The 18,050-nt window shown below is 60.5% G+C and carries 19 protein-coding genes and 2 pseudogenes; 6 read left to right on the top strand and 15 right to left on the bottom strand.

Translation table 11 applies throughout. The features are described from left to right. Nucleotides 1–139 precede the first annotated feature (139 nt). From K5880_RS02355 to K5880_RS02375, 5 genes are all read right to left on the bottom strand, one after another. A complete protein-coding gene (locus K5880_RS02355) occupies nucleotides 140–1,240 on the bottom strand; it encodes a hypothetical protein (RefSeq protein WP_297648222.1) in 1,101 nt (366 codons plus the stop codon). 413 nt (nucleotides 1,241–1,653) lie between these two features. Next, a protein-coding gene (locus K5880_RS02360) for an IS3 family transposase (RefSeq protein WP_297648224.1) occupies nucleotides 1,654–2,789 on the bottom strand; the annotation gives its coding sequence in 2 pieces (ribosomal slippage) (nucleotides 1,654–2,528 and nucleotides 2,528–2,789; 1,137 coding nt in all). Between the two features lie 248 nt (nucleotides 2,790–3,037). Then, nucleotides 3,038–3,970 (bottom strand): reverse transcriptase family protein, encoded by a 933-nt coding sequence (locus K5880_RS02365; protein ID WP_297648226.1) that lies wholly within the window; start codon nucleotides 3,968–3,970, stop codon nucleotides 3,038–3,040. A 9-nt stretch (nucleotides 3,971–3,979) separates the two neighbouring features. Beyond that, entirely contained in the window at nucleotides 3,980–4,312 is a 333-nt protein-coding gene (locus K5880_RS02370) for a helix-turn-helix transcriptional regulator (protein WP_297648229.1), read from the bottom strand. A gap of 916 nt (nucleotides 4,313–5,228) precedes the next feature. After that, the gene (locus K5880_RS02375) at nucleotides 5,229–5,552 is read right to left on the bottom strand and encodes a hypothetical protein (protein ID WP_297648231.1); all 324 of its coding nucleotides are present in this window, start codon (nucleotides 5,550–5,552) and stop codon (nucleotides 5,229–5,231) included. 247 nt (nucleotides 5,553–5,799) lie between these two features. Between K5880_RS02375 and K5880_RS02380 the strand changes: the two genes are divergently transcribed. Beyond that, nucleotides 5,800–6,447, top strand: coding sequence for a thermonuclease family protein (locus tag K5880_RS02380; protein ID WP_297648234.1), 648 nt, complete (start codon nucleotides 5,800–5,802; stop codon nucleotides 6,445–6,447). Nucleotides 6,448–6,486: 39 nt separating this feature from the next. Here K5880_RS02380 and K5880_RS23120 read toward each other — a convergent pair whose 3' ends face one another. Continuing rightward, nucleotides 6,487–6,774, bottom strand: a complete 288-nt coding sequence (locus tag K5880_RS23120) for a hypothetical protein (protein WP_366882412.1) — start codon at nucleotides 6,772–6,774, stop codon at nucleotides 6,487–6,489. Between the two features lie 76 nt (nucleotides 6,775–6,850). Between K5880_RS23120 and K5880_RS02385 the strand changes: the two genes are divergently transcribed. The 4 genes from K5880_RS02385 to K5880_RS02400 all read left to right on the top strand — a co-directional run bounded on the left by K5880_RS02385 (nucleotide 6,851) and on the right by K5880_RS02400 (nucleotide 9,744). Beyond that, on the top strand, nucleotides 6,851–7,246 hold the full coding sequence (locus tag K5880_RS02385; protein ID WP_297648237.1) for a transposase: 396 nt from the start codon (nucleotides 6,851–6,853) through the stop codon (nucleotides 7,244–7,246). Further along, nucleotides 7,243–7,590, top strand: a complete 348-nt coding sequence (gene tnpB, locus K5880_RS02390) for an IS66 family insertion sequence element accessory protein TnpB (protein WP_054257764.1) — start codon at nucleotides 7,243–7,245, stop codon at nucleotides 7,588–7,590. The genes K5880_RS02385 and tnpB overlap by 4 nt, the downstream gene beginning before the upstream one ends. Nucleotides 7,591–7,651: 61 nt before the next feature. After that, nucleotides 7,652–9,223 carry an IS66 family transposase gene (locus K5880_RS02395; protein WP_297648242.1) on the top strand — a complete coding sequence of 524 codons (1,572 nt, stop codon included), beginning with the start codon at nucleotides 7,652–7,654 and terminating at the stop codon, nucleotides 9,221–9,223. Continuing rightward, nucleotides 9,220–9,744 (top strand): hypothetical protein, encoded by a 525-nt coding sequence (locus K5880_RS02400; protein WP_297648244.1) that lies wholly within the window; start codon nucleotides 9,220–9,222, stop codon nucleotides 9,742–9,744. The genes K5880_RS02395 and K5880_RS02400 overlap by 4 nt, the downstream gene beginning before the upstream one ends. Before the next feature lie 42 nt (nucleotides 9,745–9,786). On the opposite strand, the gene K5880_RS02405 is transcribed toward K5880_RS02400, so the two are convergent. The 7 genes from K5880_RS02405 to K5880_RS02435 form a co-directional block, all read right to left on the bottom strand. Continuing rightward, entirely contained in the window at nucleotides 9,787–10,578 is a 792-nt protein-coding gene (locus K5880_RS02405) for an asparaginase (protein WP_297648247.1), read from the bottom strand. 2 nt (nucleotides 10,579–10,580) lie between these two features. Then, on the bottom strand, nucleotides 10,581–11,342 hold the full coding sequence (locus K5880_RS02410; RefSeq protein WP_297648250.1) for an amino acid ABC transporter ATP-binding protein: 762 nt from the start codon (nucleotides 11,340–11,342) through the stop codon (nucleotides 10,581–10,583). A gap of 1 nt (nucleotide 11,343) precedes the next feature. Beyond that, complete coding sequence (locus K5880_RS02415; RefSeq protein ID WP_297648253.1) at nucleotides 11,344–12,468, bottom strand: amino acid ABC transporter permease; 1,125 nt, start codon at nucleotides 12,466–12,468, stop codon at nucleotides 11,344–11,346. 7 nt (nucleotides 12,469–12,475) lie between these two features. Then, nucleotides 12,476–13,432 carry an ABC transporter permease subunit gene (locus tag K5880_RS02420; protein WP_297648256.1) on the bottom strand — a complete coding sequence of 319 codons (957 nt, stop codon included), beginning with the start codon at nucleotides 13,430–13,432 and terminating at the stop codon, nucleotides 12,476–12,478. A 45-nt stretch (nucleotides 13,433–13,477) separates the two neighbouring features. Further along, nucleotides 13,478–14,506, bottom strand: coding sequence for an amino acid ABC transporter substrate-binding protein (locus tag K5880_RS02425; RefSeq protein ID WP_297648259.1), 1,029 nt, complete (start codon nucleotides 14,504–14,506; stop codon nucleotides 13,478–13,480). 52 nt (nucleotides 14,507–14,558) lie between these two features. Further along, the gene (locus K5880_RS02430; RefSeq protein WP_297648262.1) at nucleotides 14,559–15,371 is read right to left on the bottom strand and encodes an aspartate dehydrogenase; all 813 of its coding nucleotides are present in this window, start codon (nucleotides 15,369–15,371) and stop codon (nucleotides 14,559–14,561) included. 81 nt (nucleotides 15,372–15,452) lie between these two features. Beyond that, a complete protein-coding gene (locus K5880_RS02435) occupies nucleotides 15,453–16,307 on the bottom strand; it encodes a LysR family transcriptional regulator (RefSeq protein ID WP_297648265.1) in 855 nt (284 codons plus the stop codon). Between the two features lie 90 nt (nucleotides 16,308–16,397). Between K5880_RS02435 and K5880_RS02440 the strand changes: the two genes are divergently transcribed. Continuing rightward, nucleotides 16,398–17,537, top strand: a complete 1,140-nt coding sequence (locus K5880_RS02440; RefSeq protein WP_297648268.1) for an aminotransferase class V-fold PLP-dependent enzyme — start codon at nucleotides 16,398–16,400, stop codon at nucleotides 17,535–17,537. A 25-nt stretch (nucleotides 17,538–17,562) separates the two neighbouring features. Here K5880_RS02440 and K5880_RS02445 read toward each other — a convergent pair. Both K5880_RS02445 and K5880_RS02450 read right to left on the bottom strand, forming a co-directional pair. Then, a pseudogene (locus tag K5880_RS02445) lies at nucleotides 17,563–17,688 on the bottom strand (transposase); the annotation flags it as partial. Between the two features lie 109 nt (nucleotides 17,689–17,797). Then, a pseudogene (locus tag K5880_RS02450) lies at nucleotides 17,798–17,992 on the bottom strand (IS30 family transposase); the annotation flags it as partial. Between the last annotated feature and the right edge of the window lie 58 nt (nucleotides 17,993–18,050).

Raw genomic sequence — 18,050 nt, forward strand, 5'->3', positions numbered from 1 at the left:
TGCGCCGGCGTGGTAAAGACATCGTGGCGGCTGCAATGGTCGTGTTGGCAAGCCGTCGAGACCCGGGAAGTTCTCAAGCGAGCACCTTCATGGATCACCGTCCGAACACAGAAGAAACCCCACGCGCTTAGTGCCCCTCTCAGAGCGCCTTGTCCATCTTGCTTACCGCCGCGACGACCTTGCCGCACCAGCTTGCAAAGGAACCCGAGTAAGGGAACACCGTCAGGCCGTGCAACTCTTCAGCGTGCGGAAAGACGCCCTTGACCTTCGCCGCCTGTTCGACCTTGGTGGATAGGTCAATGTAGAAGACCGCTTTAAGGCTCCCATCGGCGCGATCCTCGGCAAACTGCCTCAGGATCAGTCGAAGCAGCGCGTCTTCTTCGGGGAGGCTGTAGCCGACCACCACCAGTAGGCGAGTTTCCTGCAGAAGCCGAATCACCTTCGGAAACATCGCCCGAAAGTATGCCTGCGTGTAGTCCTGCTCACGGGACGCAAGCATCAGTTGCGGCGGGTTCTCGCGCAACCTGCGCTCGTCTGACGACTTGCGGTAGTCGAACTCGAAACCCTCGCTCGTCTTGAAGATCTCGAACCCCCCGTTGATCTTGAGCAGGTTTCCCACAAGAAAGTTGTCGTGGACGGCCGTTTCGGGGACCCGGCCGCAATAGTGCGTGGGTGTGATGCCGCGGTACTTGTAGAGCCGGTAGCTGTCGTCGTTCCCCACGGTGGCATCCAGAATGGCCTCGATGACGAAGTCATAGTTCGTCGTCAAGTAATTCGCCCGCAAGCCCTCCGGGAGCCCGCGCGAACCATCGCTCGCCTGCTCCATCTTCCTGAAGAACTTCAGGACCTTTGATTGGTCCTTCGTCCGCTTGCCCGGCAGATGCAGCTTCTCCTCCTGCTCGAAGTAAAGGGGGGCGGTCGCCTCGAACTTTTTCCGGACCATGAAGCGCAGATGCTTCTCGACCAGCGCCAGGTTCTGGTCGTCGATGTACCGCGGACGCATATCCGGGTACTTCTTCATCATGCCGATCTGGTAGACGATGTCCTTGAACATCGAGGCGTCGATGTCGAGATTGAGGACCCGGTAGTTGATGAGGTTTAGAAACTCCTCGAGGGGTCCATCTAGCTTCTGCCACTCCTTGTAGGTGAACGAGAACAACGCGTTACCAACCGGAAAGCGCTCGTCCCATGACTTGGAGAACCCGGCACCGAGGAAGAATGTGACGTTGGTTAGCGGCAAGCTCCTAGGGTTAATCGGTGATCCGGCGTGCAGAAGCTCTGCGAAGGCTTGAACTGAATCAGACATTGGATCCTTCAGATTGAACAGGCGGTGGAAGTTGCTGATCCAGCCTGTGGATCAGCACAAGGGCACCATCATCAGGCAAACCGTGCGACATCGTGGACATCGTCTGGCCGGCGCATGCTTCGCCATCGCAGCGTTGCGCGCAGCGGCAATGATTGGATGAGCATAGAGTGCGTGCGATCTGATTCAGGACATCATGTGACGACCAGTGGTCTACATAGAACATCCGGGGAAAGGCTGCGGGACGCAAACCGGCACCCATTGGACCGACCGATGGACCGGCCTGGTCATCTGAATCTGACCTGCCCCCTGTAGACGTACCAATCAAAAGTGGAAGTCCGGGTTAAAGATTACTCGATGGGTTTGGGGGTTGATGTGAGTTGAGCTGCATCGCCAGCGCGCTGGCGATGCAGCTCGGCGAAGCGAGCCGGTGGCATGCGACCCAGACTGCTGTGTGGCCTGACCTCGTTGTAGTCCTGACGCCAGATGGCAACGGCTGCCCGGGCTTGGTACAAGGTCTCGAACCAGCACTCGTTCAAGTGCTCATCACGGAACTTGCCGTTGAAGCTCTCGATGTAGCCGTTTTGCATGGGGCGCCCCGGCTGGATCAGGATGTGTCGGATGCCATGCGCCTGCGCCCAGGCCATGAAGGCGCGGCTGGTGAACTCCGGGCCGTTATCGGTTCGTACCGCCTGCGGATACCCACGAAACAGCGCAGCGCGGTCCAGCACCCGGGTCACGTACTGACCTGAGATACCGAAGTCCACGGCGATCTCAACGCTCTCATGGCTGAAGTCATCGGCCACGGTGAGGTACTTCAGACGTCTGCCACCCGAGAGGCTGTCACACACAAAGTCCATGCTCCACACCTCGTTGACCGTGCGTGCCAGTTGCAGCGGTACCCGCTCGTTGACGGGCCGTTTGACCTTCTTGCGTCGGCGCACGGCAAGGTTGGCCTGCCGGTAGAGGCGATACACGCGCTTGTGATTGACGCCGGGAAACTGCGGGCGCAGCAGGTCGTGGATACGACGGTAGCCAAAGCGCCGACGCACGTGGGCGATCTCCACGATCTTCTCTTGCAGTTCCACGGTGGCATGATCGGTCTTCGGTGGATGGCGGTAGCTGTCGCGGGAGAGCCCCACAAGACGGCACGCTCGGCGTTCGGACAAATCGTGTTCGCTGACCATGATCCGGATCGCCTCGCGCCTGGCCTGTGGGGCTAGCGCTTTACACCCAGAACGCTCTTGAGCGCGTGCATGTCCAGGTGGGCTTCGGCCAACAGCCGCTTGAGCTTGGCATTCTCGGATTCGAGCTCACGCAGGCGCTGGGCCTCCGAGACCTGCATGCCGCCGAACTTGGCGCGCCACTTGTAGAACGTCGCATCGCTGAAGCCGCCGTTGCGGCACAGCTCCTTGATCGGCATGCCGGCTTCGGCTTGCTTGAGGCAGCCAATGATCTGTTCCTCGCTGAATCTGCTCTTCTTCATGTCCGTCATTCTCCTGGTGGTTGACGGACTTCACTAACTTCAAGCTGGTACGGCTGGTGGGGAGCAGGTCAAATCGACGGCAGTAGAGCGGCCGGTCACGAGCGACTGCTCCTGGCCGGTTCTGTGAGTTCACAGCGCACCCCGTCAGCGGTCTCCTGGACTTAACCGCATCACCGACCAACGGCTGCTTCCAGAGCCGTCCGCGAATTGGAGGATTCGGCCAAAAGCCGCCGATTGCGACAGTCAGCTTAGGGCAGGGCAGCTTCGGCGATTGCCGCAGCCTTCACTTGACGCAGACGCAGTAGTCGCCGCAGAAACCGAGCCTCAATCTGTCCAGCCGCTACCGCCGAACCGATAAGGCTGTTGACGGCCAAGATCCGCTCATGGGGTCGAAAACCACCAAGGGCCTGAGTGTTCTTCCAAAGATCGAATTCCTTGCTGGGAAGAACAGCAATGCGGTTGCCGTCCAAAATCACTCCAGTTACGAGCTTTCGGTCTCCAGCGGCGAAACAGCGGTCTTTGTGGTACTCAAATCCGTGGCGGTGCACCACCTGCTTTGCTGCCCAAAGGAAGGCTGGTGTCGCCCCGTGGCCGGACCAAGTTAGGTCATCAACGTAGCAACTGTCTCGTACGCCCGCGCTTGCTGCCAGCGCGTGCAGTTCATCAAACAGTGGCTTCGCAGCGAAGAACGCCAGCAACTGGCTGACGCAACTCCCGGTGGGGACATGGTTCTCGAATGTGCATAGACGCGTCAGTAGTGCAGCCACATCAGGACTACAACGCAAAGTGCCAGTGAAGAACCTTGAAACGCGCGCGCCATCAACTGACGGGTAGAACCTCTTCAGATCCAACTTTACAAGTGGAACAGCACCAACGTGGACCTTCGCATTGGAAATGTACGAACGTCCTCGAACGCCAGAGTGGAGGTAGTCAGGCTTTTCGATGCGCTCAAGGAGATTAAAGAGGCGGCGGTGGATTCGCTCCAGAACGACCTTGGGAACTTCGACTTGGCGGTCCTTCTCACCCTGCTTTATCGTGAAGACACGGAAGTTGCATTCATTGGCCGCGAGGCGCTCCAGGAACGGCAAGTCAACGTTGAAGACATCTTGTGCCAACCGTCTGCGGCTGGAAAGCTTGTATAGGGGGCACTGGTCCAGCGCGTAGGTCTTGCGAGTGCCCAAGCGTGTTCCTCAGACGGCGTCTTTGGCCGCCATCCAGTCCAGCATCTTGACGACCTTGCCGGCAATCGCCGTGTGCACTCTCTCGCGGGCGCCGCCTTCAACCTGCTCAGCAAAGAAGAGCAACGACGACACGGGCATGCCAAACGTATCCGCGTACTTTTGGAGCAACTCCAGCGTCACTTGCTTCTTGCCACTCTCGATCTCCGAGAGGTAGGACTTTGAAATTTGCAGTCGTTCTGCCAAAGTCGTCTGGTTCAAGTCGTGAAACACACGCACCAAACGAAGCGCCTCGTGTTGCATTAATACGCCCTGTGATCCATACATAAAAAGGCCAGAGGTCATCTCGGAATCGGTGCCAGATGCTCCAGATGTACAGCAGAGCCTTACCGACCCCGATGACACCCTTCAGCACCACGCGATGGCGGAAAAACCACCCTCGCAGACTCTTCTTCTCCGATGCCGGCCGACGGCTTGAACATTTACGAATCTCAGGCATTTGATGCCTCCTTCTTCAAAACGACCCTGCACCATGCAGAGCCTCTCGTCAGTTCTGAAGAAAGTGAGAGAACGTCGGCTGTTTGCACCTCTGGACCCCTAACCGGTCCCGGTACTCGTCCGGGACCGGCTTCGCTGCAACCACCCAGACCACCGCGTACCGGCGACCGCGTGACCGCAGAGAACATCAGAGCCTTTCGGCCCCACGAGATGTGCTTCCACATCCCCACGATTAACGAGTGCTCTCTTTAGCCCAAGCACAGTCAGTGTAGCGGTTGATCGCCAAAATCGCAAGAACTTTGTTCGCTTATGGCGAACTGCATTCGCCAGGTTTGGTGTGGCATCATGCAACGAAATGGAGCCATCGCCCTTGGCGCGGAGGTACATAAGCGCGGCTCAAACGATCCGCCTTACACGAGGGGGACGACCAGCGTTGGTGCCGTTTGCTGTCACCGACTGCTTTGGGGCAGCGAACTTCGTAGTGTGCACGTCTCCTCAGGGTCGATACCGTCAGTCCAGGTGATGGGGAGGCGGTCGGTGGGGCAGTGCCAGCGGAGTCGCGGAAGTCCTATGACCGCAGTACCTCGTACAGTCGCCATTCGGGCCAACGCCAGTCGCACTACTCGACAGCCGCTTCGTGGCAGGCAGCGTGAGTACGCATGGAAGCACCCACTGGCCGCAATCGCTGCGTAGCCATCATAGGCGGTGAGTGCAGCCGATAGCCGCTCGGCACAGGAGAGGAGGAGAGATGTTGTGACGGTTGTCAGTTGAGGGCAGATGTCGGTGCTGGGGGCCGAGCGCTGTTTTTCAAAGACAGGGTGATCGAGATGATCTGCGCTTTTTTGTTGGTTGACACGGCAAAGCACTTTTTCCCGTAATTGCCATTCACGACGCTGGCGGTCGACTTCTCATCCTCAACAAAGAACTTGTGGCTTGCGGTGGCAAGCGCCAGGATCTGAGACCGATCTTGATCGCTGATCGGCTGTCCGATTTGGCAGTTTTGCAGGATGCCGCTGAAGTGCAGGCGGGCTTGGTTGATGCTTGGGAAAGATTGACCGGCGATTTGGACGGGGATAGGGGCGGGCATGTTGAACTCCTTGAAGAAAAAACGAGCGTTTGGGGTGGTTCTCCATAAGAATGGTTTCCACATCATTGGCCGTATCAATAGAGAATTGATCAACTGAGTCGCTGCTCAGACCGCATACCGAAAAGAGTATTGCTATGAATTTCAGAGCAACCTCATCTGGTGTGATTGCCTTCGCTTGCTGCTGCCCGGAGGCGAGTCATATTCATCAAAAAATGGATGTGCACTCGTTGGAAGGTGCTCGCAGGAGTTGAACGCGAGGCGCTTCACCCCCATAATTCAACTGGGCTTTCTAGAGCCCATCCTCCCTGAGGCGTCCTATGACGCCTTTGACTGCCCGGCCTATGGCCGGGCATCTTTTTTGTGGAAATGCGATTTGTCTGTTTACCCCAACCTGTTCAGGCTTCTGATCGTCGGCCTGCTGGCCAACACGCTGTCATTCAGTGTTTGGGCACAAAACCTGGTCGGCGAGGTGGTAGCGATCGCTGATGGAGACACCCTGACGGTGCTGGATGCCGACCGTGTGCAGCACAAGATCCGTTTGGCTGGAATCGATGCCCCTGAGCGGAAGCAGCCGTTTGGTCAGCGCTCTCGCCAGATGCTTGCGGACCTGGTGTTTCGCAAGCAAGTAGAGGTCTTGACCGAGAAGAAAGACCGTTACGGGCGAACCATCGGCAAGGTCATGCATCAAGGGCGAGATGTGAATCTCATCCTGGTGGCCCAAGGGATGGCTTGGCACTACAAGCAATACGCACGAGAGCAGAGTGCAATCGATCGGCAGCTATATGCACAGGCAGAAGATGAAGCTCGAGCCCAAAGGCGAGGGCTGTGGGCTGATTCCCATCCGATTCCGCCTTGGAGCTGGCGCTCTGGCGAGCGTGGTGCCAGTCCACAATAGGTCATTGCAAAGACCAGCCCGGGGTGAGCCTAAAAAAGCTCAACCGCCCTGGGCCGAGGACGACTCCCGGTTTCGATCGACTGGCTCGACCTTGACGGATTCTGCCCGGGACCTGGCCTGCTTCAGCATCAAAAGGATCCTTGCCTTCACCGGTGAGAGGTCACTTCCAAGAGCGGGGGGCGTATTGTCGTTTTCAATTTGCCAGCCACGACTACAGCGGCTGGCGCGCCAAACCTCTATTCCGTAGGTATGCGCCCTGAGCAGTGAGTTTTCTAACCTGAGGTGCACAGTTCCATTGCCAGTGGCGCAGACAACAATGCCGTCGATCCGAGCGGCTTCACTGTAAGCGTGGCCTCAAGGCCCTTGTTGTGAAGCTGGCAGGGGCCCGGCAGCATGTGTCCATATGCAGGACAGTGGACATACCCCTGAGTGGAACGGGCCGAAGGTTGAGCGCACCCTTGGCAACGGCAAGCACATCTATTTCTCGGCCTTCAAGGCTTGGCTGGTCGATCAGGCCAGCAGACCAGGCGCCTCCGTCTCGGGCCTGGCGCTGCGCAACGGCGTCAACGCCAATCTGCTTCGTCACTGGATCAAGCTAGGACATTGGCAGTCCGGCTCACCGACGCTGTTGCCCGTCACCGTTGTGGGGGCGCCGCCCTGTGCCGATGTGGTGGCGACCACCGTTGCCCAACCATCCTCGGGGACGGTGGAGATCGAATTGTGCGGTGCCGTCATCCGCCTGAGCGGTCAGGTCGATGCCGCGCAACTGAGGACGGTGCTGACCGCGTTGCGCGCATGATTGGCTTGCCAGCGAACACGCGGGTGTGGATCGTGGCCGGACACACCGACATGCGCAAGGGCTTCGATGGCCTGGCTGCGATGGTGCAGACTGCGCTGAGCGAGAACCCGTTCAGTGGCCACGTCTTCGTCTTCCGCGGCCGGCGCGGCGACATCATCAAGGTGCTGTGGTTCGATGGCCAGGGCCTGCTGCTGCTGAGCAAGCGACTCGAACGCGGGCGTTTCGTCTGGCCCCAAGCCTCGGGCGGTGGCGTATCGCTGACACCGGCACAGTTGTCGATGCTGCTCGAAGGCATCGATTGGCGCATGCCGGCGCGCACGCATCGGCCAGAGCTGGCTGCGTAGGGGCGCTGTTGCGGGTGATTCCCGATCATCTGCTGCGCAGGTGAGCGGCACAATCGAGGCCGTGTCGACAGCTACCCCATCACAGCCGAGCCGAGAAGAGTTGCTGCGCATCATCGAGGCGCGCGATACCGAGGTGGCGCTGCTCAAGCTGATGGTCGATAAGCTCAAGTTGCAACTGCTGCGTCGCATGCGCGCCGAGTTCGGCCACTCCAGCGAACAGTGGGCGGCACAAATGCCTTTGATCGATGGCGGCGATGCCGCCATGGCCTCCCGATCCAAGCTCGCATCGACACAGACACCAGCCAACGACGCGCAGATCGACCGCAGTCTGCCGGCACAGCTGCCGCGTGATGTCCAGGAACATCGGCCTGAGGTCAGCGACAGTCACCACGACAGTGCGGGTCAGCCCTGCGGCTGCACGGCGTGCGGTGCCCGGTTGCGCAAGATCGGGCAAGACGTCTCCGAGCAGCTGGAGTACGTGCCGGCGCACTTCAAGGTGATCCGGCATGTACGGCCCAAGCTGGTCTGTATGGCTTGCCAGACGATCTTCCAGGCCTGCGCACCCAGCCGCCCGATTGCGCGCGGCGTGGCCGGCGCCGGCCTGCTGGCCCATGTGCTGGTCTCCAAGTATTGCGACCACCTGCCCTTGTACCGTCAAAGCGGCATCTATGCCCGCAGCGGTGTTGAGCTGGACCGCTCCACGCTGGCCGGCTGGGTCGAGCAGGCCGATCAGTTGCTGGACCCGCTGGTGGCGGCGCTGGGGCGCTACACCTTGGCGGCGGCCAAGATCCACGCAGACGACACGCCGGTGCCGGTGCTGCAGCCCGGACGAGGCAAGACCAAGACCGGGCGCTTGTGGGTATACGTCAGAGACGACCGCCCGATCGGTTCGAGCGAGCCTCCTGCGGCCTGGTACCAGTACACGCCAGACCGAAAGGGCGAACACCCACAGCGGCACTTGCGACGCTACCGGGGCATCCTGCAGGCGGACGCCTATGGCGGTTGGGGCAAGCTCTACGGCTCAGGCCAGATCACCGAGGCCGCTTGCTGGGCCCACGCGCGCAGGCCATGGTGGGATCTGTACCTCAGCAGCGGCCGCGACGAGACCTCCATCGCGGCGCAGGCCCTGCGGCGCATCGCCCAGCTGTATGCGATCGAGCGTGAGATCCGAGGGCAGCCACCAGAGGTGCGACGAGTCCAACGCCAGGCACGGGCGAGCCCGCTGCTGCAGGAGATGCACGCCTGGCTGAGCCACCTGCTGGGGCGGGTGTCGGCCAAATCGGAACTGGCGCAAGCCATCGGCTACAGCCTCACGCGCTGGCAGGCCCTGACGCACTATTGCGATGACGGCCGTATCGAGATGGACAACAACGCCGCCGAGCGAGCGCTGCGTGGGGTGGCCTTGGGTCGGGGCAACTACCTGTTCATGGGCTCGGACGCTGGCGGCGAGCGCGCGGCCGCGATCTACAGCCTGGTGCAGACAGCCAAGCTCAATGGTCTGGATCCCGAGGCCTACCTGCGCGAGGTGCTCAGCCGCATTGCCGAGCACCCCATCAACCGCATCGATGAGCTGTTGCCCTGGAACCTGATGCAGTCAGGAGCCAACCGGGCACAGCAGCGCCGGGCAGCATGAGCGCACCCGGCATCGACCCGCGGGTGCTGGACGCCCTGCAGAACGCCAGCAGCCTGGAGCTGTTCCAGCTGAGCACGCTCATCGAGCGACTGCTGGCCGATCCGCGGCGCATCATTGCCGTGCGCAAGGACATGCACCTGGGGCAGACGGTGCGCTTTGTGGACTGGCGCGATGGCAGCCTGCGACAGGGCAAGGTCGTGGCCATGCGCGAGACACAGGTCACGTTGCAGGACTTGCGAGAACGCAAGGAGTGGAAGCTTCCCTACGCCGCGATTGAGCCGCCGCAACCTGATGATCCTGCGGCACCTGCTCAAGCCCAGGCGCCAGAGCCGCCAGCTGCGCCGCGACCGACGCGCAACGACTTTCGCTGCGGCGAGAAGGTGGCCTTCGAGGACAAGTACCTGCAGACGGTGGTGGGCACCATCGTGCGCATCAACAGCCGTACAGCCACCATCGATCCCGGCGACGGCACCCATTGGCGCGTCGGCTTCGCCCTGCTGCGCCACGTCGTCGACGTCTGACCAACCCTCGTCCTCCTCGTCAAGAGGGTGTTGAGGCGACGCTTACGCTTCACTTGCGTTCAGCAGTGCTTCCAGGACGGTGGCGCATACGCCCGCATGGCTCGCCACAATTACAACGATCGGCCATTCGTGTGGTTTGCCAAGTGTCCCAATATGGAAACTTCCAGCTGTGATGTAGCCAGGCCAGATCTTTGCATGCCTTATTCGTCCATTCACCACGTAGCCGCAGGGGCCAGCGTCGCCGGAGTCGAAGGCGTCCAGGCGATGCGAGTGCACTTTCTGTATGAAGCGCGGGTCATGGATCCTGCCGTCAGTTACCACGCTCACTCCACTCATATTGTCCGAGCTTGCGACGATCAGAGCGTCAGCCAGGTTCTTTGGGCCGTCAGGCGCAAAGGCCGAGGCAGGGCGCATGGCACATGTCAAGACGACGGGTTTTTCCGTTGGCAGAACACATTGAAGGAAGAACGCAGTTTCCTCAATGGTGTCTGTCCCGTGGGTAATGACCACGCCGGCGACGTCATCTTGGCGCAGCCAGTGAACACAGCGCCAAGCTAGGACATACCAGGTCTCATGGTCCATGTCCTTGCTATCGAGCTGCGCGACTTGCTCAGTCTCAAGGTGATAACCAGCGGGAATAGGCAGCGAACTGACCAAGTCCTCGACCCCGAGGACTCCTGTAACGTACTGCGAATCGGCATGCGGATCAAGTCCACTGCCGGCGATCGTTCCGCCGGTTCCCAGAACGATGAGCCTTTGAGGATGGGCGGAGCCTGAGCCAGGCACCGTCGTGAGTGCCCTTGGATGGGAGTCCTCGGGTGTGTACGCAACCATGATCAGACGATCAGCTTGCCCAGGAACGACTTCAGGCGGTCATGCTGCGGAGACTGGAACATCTGTTCCGCCGTGCCCATCTCTAGGATCTGGCCTTGGTCCATGAAGATCACGCGGTCGGCTACTTCGCGAGCAAAGCCCATCTCGTGGGTAACGCAAATCATGGTCATGCCATCGTTGGCTAGTGACACCATTGTGTCCAGGACTTCCTTGACCATCTCCGGGTCCAGTGCCGAGGTAGGCTCGTCAAAGAGCATCAGCGCCGGCTGCATGCACAACGCTCGCGCGATCGCCACCCGCTGCTGCTGCCCACCGGAAAGCTGGCTGGGGTACTTCTGCGCCTGGTCACCGATGTGCACCCGCTCCAGGAGTTGCATGGCCCGGGCTTGCGCCGTGGCCGTGGCTTCTCCCTTGGACTGGATGGGGCCGATGGTGCAGTTCTCCAGCACCGTGAGGTGAGGAAAGAGGTTGAAGCTCTGGAACACCATGCCGATGCTCTGGCGGGCCATTGCCTTCTGGCGCTCGGACTTGCCCAGCGGCTTCCCTTCAAAGCGGATGTCGCCTTGCTGAAAATCCTCGAGCTGGTTGACGCAGCGGATCAGCGAGGACTTGCCCGACCCCGAGGGGCCGCAAATCACGATCCGCTCCCCCTGTCTTACTGTCAGGTCGATGCCCCGCAGCACGTGGAACTGCCCATACCATTTCTGCAGGCCCGTCACTTCGAGCAAAGCGGGCGCCGCAACATTGTTTTCAACCGTACTCATCTCAACGTCCTTTCTTCAGCCTGGCCTCCAGCCAGCGGCTGTAGCGAGACATCGAGAAGCAAAACACAAAATAGATCGCACCCACGAACAGGTAGAGCTCCAGACCGAAGCCCTGCCACAGTGGGTCGGCCACCGACCGCTTGGCGGCGGTCATCAGATCGAAGATGCCGACCACCACCACGATCGACGTGGCCTTGAAGAAACCGATGAAGGTGTTCACGATGCCGGGAATGGAGATGCGCAGAGCTTGCGGAAGGACGATCAGAATCATCTTCTTCCAGTAGCGCATGCCCAAGGCGTCAGCGGCTTCTTCCTGCCCCTTGGGGATCGCTTGCAAGCCTCCGCGTATGACTTCCGCAAGATAGGCCGCGGCGAACAGCGCGATGGCCACCTGCACCCGCAGCAGCTTGGACACCGTGACGTCTTGCGGCAGGAACAGCGGGAACATCACGCTGGCCATGAAGAGCACCACGACCAGCGGAATGGACCGGACCAACTCGATGTAGGCCACGGCGCACGCCTTGACCGCGGGGTATGACTGCGAGCGGCGGGCCAGTGCGAGCAGCACCCCGAGCGGGAAGCCGCAGGTAAGGCCGAACGCCGACAGGAACAAGGTGACGGGCAGCCCCCCCCAACTGTCCGATGGCACCGACGACAGGCCGGCGACGCCGCCCCACATCAGCGCTGCGATCAAGGATCCCACCACTACCCAGGCCACGACAAGCGCGCGGCGCTGGAAGCGGGGCACGGCCGAAACCGCCAGCAGCAGGACGGTGAGCACCGACGCCACGGCGGGTCGCCATTGCTCGTCGTAGGGGTACAGGCCGAAGATGATCAGCCGCCATTTCTCGGAAACGACCGCCCAGCACGCACCGTCGCCTTCGACGGCGCGGCACTGCGTCAGTGCGTCGGCACCGCCCAGAAAAACCGCCTTCAACAAGGCCCATTGGAAGAAATAGCTTCCCCACCATACGACCAGTCCAACCATCAGCACGGTCAGGGCCGAGCTGACCCCGGTGCCGAAAAGCGCGGTGCGCAGGCCCTGTATCCAGCCTGATTTCTCGGCGGGGCGCGCAAGGGCTTCCCGGACGGTGTGGCTCACGAAATGAAACGATGATGAACTCATGACAGCACTACCGTTCCTTCAAAGCAAACCTGCGATTGACCACCTCCATCAGCAGGCTGACGATCAGGCTGATGACGATGTAAAACAGTACGGTCAGGCTGATGACCTCGATGGCCTGGCCTGTCTCGAACAACACGGAGTTGCCGACACCCACCAGATCCTGGTACCCGATCGCGACGGCCAGTGAACTATTTTTCAAGGCACCGAGGTACTCGCTCGTCAGGGGTGGAATGGCGACCCGTGTGCTCTGGGGAAAAACGATTCTCCAGAAGACTTTCCGGCGGTGCAGGCCGATGGCCTGGCCGGCCTCCCACTGGCCGTTTGGGATCGCCTGGATCGAGCCGCGAAAGATTTCGGCCACAAAGGCGGCCGTGTACATCCCGATGCCGATGGCCAGGGCCCCATACTCGGGCGAAATGGAGATGCCGCTGACGATGTTGAAGCCTTCGACTGAGGGCATTTTGAAGACCCAGTTGCCGTCTTCCACCAGCCATCCCGGCAGGAAGATGCCGCGGTTGGAGATCATCAGCCAGTCGCCGATGTTGATCGCCTCCCGGGGACCGGGCAGCGAAAGGAACACCATGTACCAGATGGTGATGTGCAGCAGCACGGGCACATTGCGCATCAGATCGACGTATGCGGAACACAGCCACCGGACTAAGGGGTTCGAGGACAAGCCGCCGGCGCCGACGAAGATGCCTATCACGGTGGCCAAGGCAATGCCCGCTGCGGCGATCTTGATGGTGTTGACGGCACCCACCATGAGCGCGCGCGCATAGGTGTCCACCCCGTCTTCGAAGGGAATAGAGGCATTGGTCACGGGTATGCGGGCAATCTGCTCGAGGAACCCGAAACCTGTCGCTACGCCCTTCTGGCTCAAGCTCGCGCTGGTAGCCTGAAGCGTCAGGAAGATCAACAGGCCTGCCAGCGCAAAGGCTGCCGCCTGCCACATGACGTGGCGCATGGTGGCGGACAGCCCTCCGGCTTGAGATGAAGCGCCTGTCATTCTTCAGCGCAGAGGAGGCGCGTACTGCAGCCCGCCGTCGTTCCACAGTCGGTTCTGGCCGCGTGGCACACCGCTGCTGGCGAAGTGGCGGGTCCACATCTCGCCATAGTTACCAACCGCCGCGATGACGTTGACGGCCCAGCTGTTGTCAAGCCCCATCGAGGCTCCGAGCTCGCCTTCGGTGCCCAGCAGGCGCTTGACGGCGGGGTCGTTCGTGTTGAAGGACTTCACGTTCGCCGCATTGATGCCCATGGCCTCGGCCGTCACCATCGCATAGTGCGTGTAGCGTGCGATGTCGAACCAGCGCTCGTCGCCCTTGCGAACGGCGCCGCCCAGAGGTTCGTTGCTGATCACTTCAGGCAGCATCATGTATTTCTCGGTGTTCGCGCCCAGCGAGGTGCGGAACTTGGCCAGGTGAGACTGGTCGCTGACATAGGCGTCGCAGCGCTTGGCCAGGAAGGCTTTGCGCATTTCCTCACCTTCGGAAAAAGTGACGGGCTTGTAGCTGATCTTCAGCTTGGAGAAGTACTCCTGCGTGGTCACTTCTGCCGGGCCTGCCAGTACGCACACGCTCGCGCCCTTGAGTTCTTTGGCGGACTTAACCTTGAGTTCCGTGGGGACCAAGAAACCAACGCCATCGTAGTAGTGAACGCCTACAAATTGCGCGCCTGAGCGCGTTTCGCGCGTCATGGTCCAGGTGAAGTTGGCATAGACGACGTCCGCCTCGCCGCTCTGGAGAGCGGTCAGACGCTGTTGCGGGGTGAGCGACACGAATTTAACCTTGGAGGCGTCGCCGAACACGGCGGCAGCGATGGCGCGGCACGCATCGGCATCGATGCCTTGCATCACCCCCTGGTTGTCAGGCAGAGAGAAGCCTGCGGACGACCCGATGACACCGCACACAAGGTGGCCTCTGGCCTTGACGGCATTGAGCGTCGGCGATTGGGCCGCCGCGCCCTGGGCCCATGCCGCAGTGCTGCTGGCCGCGACGATGGCTGCCGCGAACACAGATTTGCAGATCCATTTGTTCATGATTTCTCCGTGGTGAAATGCGGAACTTCCGCGTTGACGTGCCCAGGTTTTCCTAGGCGAATGCAATCAATTGGGCATCGTTCTCGAGAGCAGAAAGAACGCTGACTCCGGTGATCTGCGAGCTTTTTGGGTTGGACGGCTCGCTGCGGCCCGCAACGGTTACTTGCAACCTGGAGCCCGCACCCTCGGCCTCAATGCGCCCGATGTTTTCTTTGGTTCCGGGGTCTGCTATCAGGACCACGGAGGTCTGGTCCAGGCCAAGACCGGCGAGCGCAACAGCGGCCGCCAGGTTCGCGTTCTTGGGGTATTTCAAAGCGGCTTCCCGGGCCGATCCTTCGAAGAAGATGGTCGGCGCTTTGATGTTGTCCAGATCAAGAGCCTGCTCGGCAGCCGTTCCCTTCCACGATTGCGGTGGCTTGACGGAGGTATAGACGACTTGCCTAAGGCCTGCCCGCCGCAGCGCGAGCAACCCGTCCAGCCCTGCGATGGCGCCCACGGGCACGAGAACGCGCACGCTCCGCTCGGCCGCAGCAGCGAGCAACTCGTCGAACACAGCTTGGCTCGCCAGCGATCCCACCGACAAAACCATCAGATCAACGCCGGCCCGCAGGACCTTGGTGCCCAGGTCCCGAACGGCAGGCTGACCCGCGAGCTCGACCACCACATCGAGATCATTGGCCAGAAACTCGTCGAAGTCTGCCGTGATTCGAATGGCGTCGCCCAGCAGGGCGCGAGCCTCATCTACCTGATGACTTCTGGCCAGCAGGCTTGCAATCTCGTGCCCTGCAACCGGTGCGTCCAACCATGCTTGAGTGACCGTGCGGCCAATCGCGCCAAATCCAATAATGCCAACCCGTTTTGTCATGTCGCACAGTCTGCAGAAATGCGTGTGGCAACGCAGACCTATCTTGCGAACGCAGCGTTGCACAAACTGCAACACATGTGGCTAGAACATCCGTTCCAATTCGGAATAGAACAGTTTGAGCAGCCGGCTGGGGCGGCGCTCCCGCAAGGTGATGACATCCGCAGTAGTCTCATTCAACGCTGTCGAATCGATCACGACGGTTTTCAGGATATTGGCCCGTCTTTCGCTGTCGAAGCTCATGCGAGGCAGGACACTGACGGCCCCCGAACGCGCGAACGCCCGTAGCGCATCAAAAGAGTTGGTCACGAGGCTGGGCATGAGTTTCAGTCCGCACTTGCGCGCTTCTTCGTCAAGGATGGAGCGCACGCCGAAAGTCGTTTCGGGAATACCCAGGGCAACACGGGAGAGCTCATGCAGGGCAACGCTTTCCTTGAAGGCCCAGTCGTGGTTCGGGCTGACCGCAAGGACCACGGGCTCCACATACCTGGCCAGCACGGTGAGGTCAGGGTCGGGCGCAGCGCAGAACGTGACGCCGACGTCCACCTCACTGGTCTTGACCGCCTCGAAGACCCGTCCTGCCGGCAACATCGACAACGAAAAAGTGACATCGAAGAATTTCTCTCTTAGCGCTGCAATGGCGTCGATTACCTTGCCCATGGTGCTTTCGACGGCAGCCACGCGAATATGCCCCTTGAGGCCACGGCGCTCGTTCACGTCGGCGCGCAAGGTGTCGTATTCGAGAACGACGGATTGCGCAAATTGGGCCACCAGCTTGCCGGCATGGGTGGGGGCCACACCGGTCGAAGACCGGTCCAGCAAGGTGGCACCAATCTGGTGCTCTAGTTGCTGTATCTGGCGCGTGATAGATGATGCCGAAACGCCGAGCAGATCGCTTGCCGCTCGCACGGATCCGGCTCGCACGACCTCGTGAAACACTCGAAGTGGACCAGGAAACATCATGGCCTGCACTCTAGGCGCCAACCGTACCCTTATCAACCGAAATCTCCACTTTTGAATCACTGTCCCATGATGCGATCACATTTTTCTTTCGAACCTGGCGTTTGCTATCTGGACGCCGCGTCCATAACTCCCCGCCCCGTTGCCGGCGTGAGTGCAGGACAGGTAGCTCTTGATGCATCGGCGCGGCCATGGCACCGGCGCGAGCACAAGGCAGCGCTGATCGAGGCGGTGAGGGCGCTGGCCGCTGAAGCCATCGGGGCAAACGAATCGCACATCGCACTGGTCAACTCCGTCAGCTATGGCATGGCAACAGCTGCGGCCAATGTGCCGGTGCGGGCAGGCAGACAGATACTGTTGCTGGAGGACGACCATCCTTCCTCATCCCTGATCTGGAACCACACCGCAGCGGCATCACAGGCAGCGGTGCGTGTCGTTCCGCGCCCCCGCTCGGGGGACTGGACAAGCGCAGTGCTCACCGCAATCGAGAACGGACCCATGATCGATGTTGCCGTGCTGCCACCCGTGCACTGGGCTGACGGCTGCACACTGGACCTTGAGCGCATTGCTCCCGTGGTCCGCAGCCGGGGTATCGCGCTGATCGTGGATGCCACCCAGGCGGTGGGCGTGATTGAGCTGAATGCACCGCAGCTTGACGTTGACTTCATGATGTTCCCGGCCTACAAGTGGCTCCTAGGTCCATATGGCCTGGCGTTTCTGTACGCACACCCCCGGCACCATGAGGGGGTCACTCTTGAGCAGCACATGGGAACGCGCAAATCGCCAGCGTTGCGCCGCGGCGGTTCAATGGGCGATTTTTCACATATCGAAGGGGCCGTACGGTTTGACCGGGGAGAGCGCGACGACGAAGTCTTGATGGCGGTTGCTGCCGAAGGCATGCGGCTGGCGCTGCATCAAGCGCCTGCAGAAAAACAAGCCCTTCTGTGGACACTGAACGATCAGTTGGTTTCATCGCTCGCTGGTACACCATATAAGACATTCGACCGGGCGCACCGCAGCCCGCACATCCTTAGCATCGAGACCGGCGCGATTGATGTCGTTAATCTCGCCGCCGAGTTGGAGCGGCTGTCTGTGTTCGTGAGTCCAAGGCGGGGTTTCTTGCGCGTTGCGCCTTATGTGTACAACACGCCTGAAGATGTCGAGGCGTTCGTCGTCGCGCTCCGGTCTGCGGCGTCAAGCAGGTGCTGAGCAGCAAAAGCGATCTATCAGTCTGCTTGTGCAGTACGTTCTCGTGAACGTCCAGGTCCCTTGCCGCCTGAGCCGCAGAAACACCACGCTCGACCACAAACTTGACCGCCTCGAGCTTGGGCTCTCGGCTGAATGTCCTTCTTCTGTCCATGAGTCACCTCCAGTTTCATCTTCCTGGAGTTGACCAACTTCGGTGGACGGATACCGGTTTGATTCTCAAACCGTTTCGTACATTGTCGGCGCATGCACGGTGGCATCGTCGACATGAACAATGGCATGCCGCCACGTTGCCGGAACCCGCGTGAGCTAATTGGCAGCGACACGCCGACGGCTTCGGCCGCCTTCTCGCTCGTGATTCCGTAGGCAGTCTGCTGCCAGAACTAACGCTTCACTTCTAGCCAAAGTGACGGTGCTCCAGGTGAGCGCATCGCGCTACGTTCCGCCTGCTTCTGCATCCAACTCGCAGGTCGGCCCCACATTTCGAATTTGGCGATCTATACGCCAGATCAACGG

The sequence above is a fragment of the Hydrogenophaga sp. genome, assembly GCF_025699295.1.
Lineage (GTDB): Bacteria > Pseudomonadota > Gammaproteobacteria > Burkholderiales > Burkholderiaceae_C > Hydrogenophaga.